5 protein-coding genes and 1 pseudogene are annotated in these 7,279 nt (G+C 70.9%); all 6 read left to right on the plus strand.

What is annotated here, in order from left to right; genetic code table 11:
• Positions 1-268 precede the first annotated feature (268 nt).
• The gene (locus H5J33_RS17710; RefSeq protein ID WP_181795909.1) at positions 269-1,585 is read left to right on the plus strand and encodes an ABC transporter substrate-binding protein; all 1,317 of its coding nucleotides are present in this window, start codon (positions 269-271) and stop codon (positions 1,583-1,585) included.
• 8 nt (positions 1,586-1,593) lie between these two features.
• Positions 1,594-2,580: a carbohydrate ABC transporter permease gene (locus H5J33_RS17715; RefSeq protein WP_181795913.1), complete on the plus strand. Its 987-nt coding sequence runs from the start codon at positions 1,594-1,596 to the stop codon at positions 2,578-2,580.
• Between the two features lie 43 nt (positions 2,581-2,623).
• Positions 2,624-3,463 carry a carbohydrate ABC transporter permease gene (locus H5J33_RS17720; protein WP_181795912.1) on the plus strand — a complete coding sequence of 280 codons (840 nt, stop codon included), beginning with the start codon at positions 2,624-2,626 and terminating at the stop codon, positions 3,461-3,463.
• 29 nt (positions 3,464-3,492) lie between these two features.
• On the plus strand, positions 3,493-4,857 hold the full coding sequence (locus H5J33_RS17725; RefSeq protein WP_181795910.1) for a GH1 family beta-glucosidase: 1,365 nt from the start codon (positions 3,493-3,495) through the stop codon (positions 4,855-4,857).
• Between the two features lie 150 nt (positions 4,858-5,007).
• Positions 5,008-6,879: a discoidin domain-containing protein gene (locus H5J33_RS17730; protein WP_181795911.1), complete on the plus strand. Its 1,872-nt coding sequence runs from the start codon at positions 5,008-5,010 to the stop codon at positions 6,877-6,879.
• Positions 6,880-6,969: 90 nt separating this feature from the next.
• Positions 6,970-7,279 (plus strand): annotated as a pseudogene (locus H5J33_RS17735) (hypothetical protein); the annotation flags it as partial.

Genomic DNA, 7,279 nt, shown 5'->3' on the forward strand with positions numbered 1-7,279 from the left:
CACGCTTGGCCAGGTGCCGGCGTGGAGCGGGCCGGCCCTCGTTGTCTCACCGGACCGCCCCTGGCATCTCACCGGGCCGGCCCCCGACGCCTCACCCGCCCGCCCCTGACGCCTCGTCGAACCGGCCAACCCGCCCCCCGCCCCGCCCCATACGCACCCAACCCCCCGACGATCACCTGTCGAATCCCTTGACGATCGTCCTCTCGGCGGATTAACTCACGTCCTAAATTAAGTCATGAGTGCAACCCCCGAAGGGACACCGGGACGCATGCGCAGCATCCGAGCCGCGGCCGTAGGCGCCGTCACCCTGTCACTCGCCCTCGCGGCCACGGCCTGCGGAGGCGGATCGGCCGTCGGCGGCGGGTCCAACGACTCGCCGAAGACGCTGACGTACTGGGCGTCCAATCAGGGGGCCAGCATCGAGGCGGACAAGAAGGTGCTCCGGCCGGAGCTGGACAAGTTCGAGCAGCGGACCGGGATCAAGGTCGAGCTGGAGGTCGTGCCCTGGTCGGACCTGCTCAACCGGATCCTGACCGCCACCACGTCGGGCCAGGGCCCGGACGTGCTGAACATCGGCAACACCTGGAGCGCCTCCCTCCAGGCGACCGGCGCGCTGCTGCCCTGGGACGAGAAGAACTTCGCCGCGATCGGCGGCCGGGACCGGTTCGCCGAGACCGCGCTCGGCTCGACCGGTGCCCAGGGCAAGGACCCGGCCGCGGTCCCGCTGTACTCGATGGCGTACGCCCTCTACTACAACAAGAAGATCTTCGCGGAGGCCGGCATCTCCAAGCCCCCGGCCACCTGGGCCGAACTGGTCGAGGACGGCAAGAAGATCAAGGCCGAGGGCAAGTCCCCGCTGGGCGCCGAGGGTTCGAACCTGTCGGAGAACATCCACCACGTCTTCGTCTTCGCCAAGCAGCACGGCGCCGACTTCTTCACCGCCGACGGAAAGCCCGACTTCACCAACCCCAAGGTGGTCGACGCGGTCAAGGGCTACGTCGATCTGATGGCCAAGGACAAGGTCATCCCGGCCGGCGACGCCGAGTACGCGCAGAACCAGTCCGTCAGCGACTTCGCCAAGGGCAAGCAGGCGATGCTGCTGTGGCAGACCGCCTCCGCCAACCTCGAGTCCCAGGGAATGAGCGAGGATTCCTACGGCATCGCGCCCGTGCCGGTGGTCTCCGGTGCGCCCGGCGGCGGCACCCAGGTCAACTCGCCGGTCATGGGCATCAACATGGCCGTCTTCAAGAACACCGACAACCTCGACGGCGCCAAGCAGTTCGTGAAGTTCATGACGTCCGACGAGGAGCAGAAGATCCTCAACAAGGCCTACAGCGCCATCCCACCGGTCAAGTCCGCTCAGGCGGACCCCGCGTTCGCCGCCCCGGACACCGCCGTTCTGAAGAACACCCTCGCCACCAGCGCCGCCGCGCTGCCGCAGGTGCCGTCCGAGTCGCAGTTCGAGACGACGGTCGGTACGGCCGTCAAGGAACTGTTCGCCGACGCCGCCGCCGGGCGGCCGGTGACCGCCGGCTCGGTGGCGGCCAAGCTGCGCAAGGCCCAGCAGCAGATGCCGGCGGCGTGAGCCCGACGATGACCACCACCGCCTTCAAGGAGCCGGTGCGCCGGGCCCCGTCCGAAGTGGCGGCGCGCGCACCCCGCCGCCCCGGACGGCTGCGCCGCCTCTCGCTGCCGTACCTGCTGCTCCTGCCCGCCCTGCTGCTCGAACTCCTCGTCCACCTGGTGCCGATGGTCATCGGCGTCGTGATGAGCTTCAAGGAGCTCACCCAGTTCTACATCCGCGACTGGGGCACCGCCCCCTGGTCCGGCCTCGGCAACTACCGGGTGTCGGTGGACTTCGACGCCCCCGTGGGCGAGGCCCTGCTGCACTCCTTCCTCGTCACCGTCGGCTTCACCCTGCTGTCGGTCGGCCTGTGCTGGCTGATCGGCACCGCCGCCGCGGTCTTCATGCAGGACACCTTCCGCGGACGCGGGCTGCTGCGCGCCCTGTTCCTGGTGCCGTACGCGCTGCCCGTCTACACCGCCGTCATCACCTGGGCGTTCATGTTCCAGCACGACAACGGCCTGGTGAACCACGTCCTGCACGACCAGCTGCACCTCACCGGCAAGCCCTCCTTCTGGCTCATCGGCGACAACAGCTTCTACGCCCTGCTGACCGTATCGGTATGGAAGGGCTGGCCGTTCGCCTTCCTCATCGTGACCGCCGGGCTGCAGAACATCCCCGGGGAGCTGTACGAGGCCGCCGCGCTGGACGGCGCCGGGACGTGGCAGCGGATCCGCCGCATCACCCTGCCCTCGCTGCGCCCCGTGAACCAGGTCCTCGTCCTGGTGCTGTTCCTGTGGACGTTCAACGACTTCAACACGCCGTACGTGCTGTTCGGGAAGTCCGCGCCCGAGGCCGCCGACCTCGTCTCCGTCCACATCTACCAGTCCTCCTTCGTCACCTGGAACTTCGGCACCGGCTCCGCCATGTCCGTCCTGCTGCTGCTCTTCCTGCTCGTCGTCACGGGCGGCTATCTGCTGCTCACCTCGCGCGGACGGAGGGCCGCCGATGTCTAGCACCCGCACGTCCGTCACGCCCGTGACTCCCGTCCGCTCGCCCATGGCACCGGCGCGTTCGTTCCTGTGGTTCCGGCGGGTCTTCCTCACCCTGCTCGCCGGGTTCGTGCTGGTCCCGGTGTACGTGATGGTCTCCAGTTCGCTGAAGCCGCTCGCGGACGTCTCCGGCAAGTTCCGCTGGCTGCCCAGCGGGCTGACCGTCCGCCCGTACATCGACATCTGGTCGACGGTCCCGCTCGCGCGGTACTTCGTGAACTCGCTGATCGTGGCGGGTGCGGCGACCCTCTGCTCGGTCGTCATCGCCGTGTTCGCGGCCTACGCCGTCAGCCGCTACGACTTCCGCGGCAAACGCGTCTTCACGGTGACCGTGCTGTCGACGCAGATGTTCCCCGGCATCCTCTTCCTGCTCCCGCTGTTCCTGCTCTACGTCAACATCGGCAACGCCACCGGCATCGCCCTGTTCGGCTCGCGCGGCGGGCTGATCCTGACCTATCTCACCTTCTCGCTGCCGTTCTCCATCTGGATGCTGATCGGGTACTTCGACTCGGTGCCGCGCGACCTGGACGAGGCGGCACTCGTGGACGGCTGCGGCCCGCTGAAGGCGCTGCTGCGGATCGTCGTGCCGGCCGCGATCCCCGGCATCGTCGCAGTGGCCGTCTACGCCTTCATGACCGCCTGGGGCGAGGTGCTGTTCGCGTCGGTCATGACCAACGACACCACCCGCACCCTCGCGGTCGGCCTCCAGGCCTACTCCACCCTCAACGACGTCTACTGGAACCAGATCATGGCCGCCTCGCTGGTCGTCAGCGTGCCCGTGGTGGCCGGGTTCCTGCTGCTCCAGCGCTATCTCGTCGCGGGCCTGACGGCGGGCGCCGTCAAGTGACCACCACCCCTGATCCCGAAGGGACTTCCGTGTCCGAACCCATCGACCTCGCCGCCTTCCCGCCCGACTTCCTGTGGGGCACGGCCACCGCGGCGTACCAGATCGAGGGAGCCGTGGCCGAGGACGGCCGTTCACCCTCGATCTGGGACACCTTCTCGCACACCCCGGGGAAGATCGCAGGCGGCGACAACGGCGATGTCGCCTGCGACCACTACCACCGCTGGCGCGAGGACATCGGCCTGATGCGGCGGCTCGGCGTCAACGCCTATCGGTTCTCCGTGGCCTGGCCCCGGGTGATCCCCGGCGGCACCGGCCCGGTGAACGCCAAGGGACTCGCGTTCTACGACGAGTTGGTGGACGCGCTGCTGGAGGCGGGCATCACCCCGTCCGTCACCCTCTACCACTGGGACCTGCCCCAGGTGCTCCAGGACCGCGGCGGCTGGCCGGAGCGCGACACCGCGCGGGCCTTCGCCGAGTACGCCTCCGTCGTCGCCGGCCGCCTCGGTGACCGCGTCGGGCTGTGGACCACCCTCAACGAGCCCTCCTGCTCGGCCTGGATCGGCCACCTGGAAGGCACGATGGCGCCCGGCTGGACGGACCTCGCCGCCGCCGTGCGCGCCTCCTGCCATCTGCTCCTCGGCCACGGCCTGGCCACCCAGGCGATCCGCGCCGCCGCCCCCGGCGCCCGGGTCGGGATCGTCAACAACCTCTCCACCGTGCACCCGGCCACCGACCGCCCCGAGGACCTGGCGGCGGCCCGCCGGCTCGACGGCCATGTCAACCGCTGGTGGCTCGACCCCGTGCACGGCCGCGGCTTCCCCGCCGACATGGTGGACACCTACGGCGTCGAACTGCCTCTGAAGGACGAAGACTTGGCGGTCATCGCGGCCCCGCTCGACTGGCTCGGCCTGAACTACTACTTCCCGCAGTACGTCGCCGACGACCCCGGGGGACCGGCGCCGTACGCCCGTTCCGTCCGGCGCGAGGGCGTCCCGCGCACCGGCATGGACTGGGAGATCGACGCCGCCGGCATCGAGACGCTGCTGCTCCGGCTCACCGGGGAGTACGGCGCCCGCGCCCTGTACGTCACCGAGAACGGCTCCGCGTTCCCGGACGTCGTACGTCCCGACGGCAGCGTGGCGGACCCCGAACGGCAGGACTACCTGGAGCGCCACCTCGCGGCCTGCGCCGCCGCGGTCCGCCGGGGCGCCCCGCTGGCCGGCTACTTCGCCTGGTCCCTGCTGGACAACTTCGAGTGGGCGTACGGCTACGACAAGCGGTTCGGGCTGGTCCACGTCGACTACCGCACCCAGGTCCGCACCATCAAGGGCAGCGGCCGGCGGTACGCGGACCTCGTCCGCGCCCACCGCGGCCTGACCCGCCGGGCCGCCTGATCCTCCGGGCCGTCTGAGCCCGGCCCGGACGGCCGGTGGACACGGCAGGGGAGTCCGTGTCCACCGGCGCACACCTCCCCATGTGTGTCATGAGCACAACAAAGTGCCTCGGAACGACAGAGTGCACCTCCACCCCACAAGGAGAGCCGCATGCGATCCCGCACATTGCTCGCCGCCCTCGCCACCACCGCCCTGCTGTCCTCGGGCCCGCTGCTGGCCGCCCCCGCCCCCGCCCTCGCCGCCCCGGCCGCCGTCGGCTGGGACACCGACCGGGCGGCCGTCGCCTACGCGCTGAACCCGGCCGCCGTCACCGCCTCCGGCAGCGAGAACGCCGGCACCGGCCCCGGCCTGGCCTTCGACGGCAACGCGGCCACCCGCTGGTCCAGCGACTTCGCCGACGACGCCTGGATCCGCGTCGACCTCGGCGCCGTGCTCCGGGTCGACCGCGTCACCCTCGACTGGGAGGCCGCCTACGGCAAGCGCTACGTCCTGGAGGTCTCGAAGAACGGCACGGACTGGACGCCGTTCTACACCGAGACCGCCGGCACCGGCGGCTCGGTCACCGCGTACACCCACCCCCAGGAGGTCACCGGCCGCTACATCCGGCTGCGCGGCCTGGAACGCGCCACCCCCTACGGCTACTCGCTGTGGAGCTTCGAGGTCTACGGCGGCGAACCGGCCCCGGCCTCCACCACCCGCACCAACCTCGCCCTCCACCACCCGGCGTACGCCGACTACTACCAGGACGCGGCCCATTCACCGGCGTTCATCACCGACGGCGGCCGGCCCGCGGACCTCAAGGGCGACGCCAGCCGCTGGTCCAGCGACTGGAACACGGACCGCTGGGTGTCGGTGGACCTCGGCGCACAGTCCACCATCGACACGGTGGACCTCTACTGGGAGTCGGCCTACGCCGTCGACTACCTCCTCCAGGTCTCCGACGACAACCGCACCTGGCGCACGGTCTACGAGCCCTCGGCCGCGGACGTCGCCGCCCGCCGCGCCGACGTCGAGTCACCGTCCGACGCGGCCGGTCTGCACGACTCGGTCCGGCTGCCCGCACCCGTGACGGGCCGCTACGTCCGCATGCTCGGCAAGGAGCGCCGCTCCTTCTACAACCCGGCCCCCGCCACCGCCCAGTTCGGCTACTCGCTCTACGAGTTCGAGGTCTGGGGCACGGGTGGCAGCGCGTCCGCCGCGTACCCGGCGCTCCCGGCCGACCCGCCGAGCGGCTACCACACCGCCTTCTTCGACGACTTCACCGGCACCGCCCTGGACCGCTCCAAGTGGCGGGTGGTGCGCACCGGCACCGAGATGGGCCCGGTCAACGGCGAGGCCCAGGCGTACGTCGACTCGCCCGACAACATCAGCGTCGGCGACGGCAGCCTCCTCCTCAAGGCCAGGTACTGCAAGGGCTGCACCCGGGCGGGCGGCGGGACCTACGACTTCACCTCCGGCCGCGTCGACACCCACACCCACCTCGACTTCACCTACGGCAAGGTCAGCGCGCGGATGAAGCTGCCGGTCGGCGACGGGTTCTGGCCGGCCTTCTGGCTGCTCGGCAGCGACGTCGACGACCCCTCGGTGTCCTGGCCGGCCTCCGGCGAGACCGACATCATGGAGAACATCGGCTACCCGGACTGGACCAGCTCCGCCCTGCACGGCCCCGGCTACTCGGCGGACGGCAACATCGGCGCCCGCCAGACCTACCCCGGCGGCGGCACGGCCGGCCAGTGGCACACCTACGCGGTCGAATGGACCCCGACGGCGCTGCGGTTCTTCGTGGACGACCGCCTGGTCCAGGAGACGACCCGGAACAAGCTGGAGTCCACCCGGGGCCAGTGGGTCTTCGACCACCACCAGTACCTCGTCCTGAACCTCGCCCTCGGCGGCGCCTACCCGGCCGGCTGGAACAAGGTCACCGCGCCCTACTGGGGGCTGCCCCAGTCCAGTGTCGACAAGATCGCCTCCGGGGGAGTGCGGGCCGAGATCGACTGGGTGCGCGTCGAGCAGAAGGGCTGACCCGGCGACCCCGCCCCACGCCCGTGTCCCTCCCCTCGGGCCGGCGTTACGGTGGGCCGGAGCACCGTGGCGTGAGGGGAGCGAGGGCAAGTGGCAGGGCCGGACCCGCAGAAGGAGTACCAGCGCAGGGTCGCGCGGATGGAGTCCCGGACGCGCGGGCTGATGCTCGGGCTCGCCCTCGGCGACACGCTGGGCGCGGTCCGGGGACGGGCGCCGGCCGCCGGACCACTGCGGGCCGGGACCGGCACCCAGCTGGCCTGCTTCACCACCGAGGGCCTGATCCGCGCCATGGTGCGCGGGCAGCACAAGGGCGTCTGCCACCCGCCGGGCGTCGTCCTGCACGCCTACTGCCGGTGGGCGGCGCTCCAGGGCATCGAGGTGGAGCGGATGCGGCGCCGCT

This window comes from Streptomyces sp. WELS2 (assembly GCF_013870595.1).
Lineage (GTDB): Bacteria > Actinomycetota > Actinomycetes > Streptomycetales > Streptomycetaceae > Streptomyces.

Excerpts from the sequence above, each read along its gene's own strand:
- H5J33_RS17710 (WP_181795909.1), top strand. The coding sequence starts at position 269 with ATGCGCAGCATCCGAGCCGCGGCCGTAGGCGCCGTCACCCTGTCACTC.
- H5J33_RS17715 (WP_181795913.1), top strand. The coding sequence starts at position 1,594 with ATGACCACCACCGCCTTCAAGGAGCCGGTGCGCCGGGCCCCGTCCGAA.
- H5J33_RS17720 (WP_181795912.1), top strand. The coding sequence starts at position 2,624 with ATGGCACCGGCGCGTTCGTTCCTGTGGTTCCGGCGGGTCTTCCTCACC.
- H5J33_RS17730 (WP_181795911.1), top strand. The coding sequence starts at position 5,008 with ATGCGATCCCGCACATTGCTCGCCGCCCTCGCCACCACCGCCCTGCTG.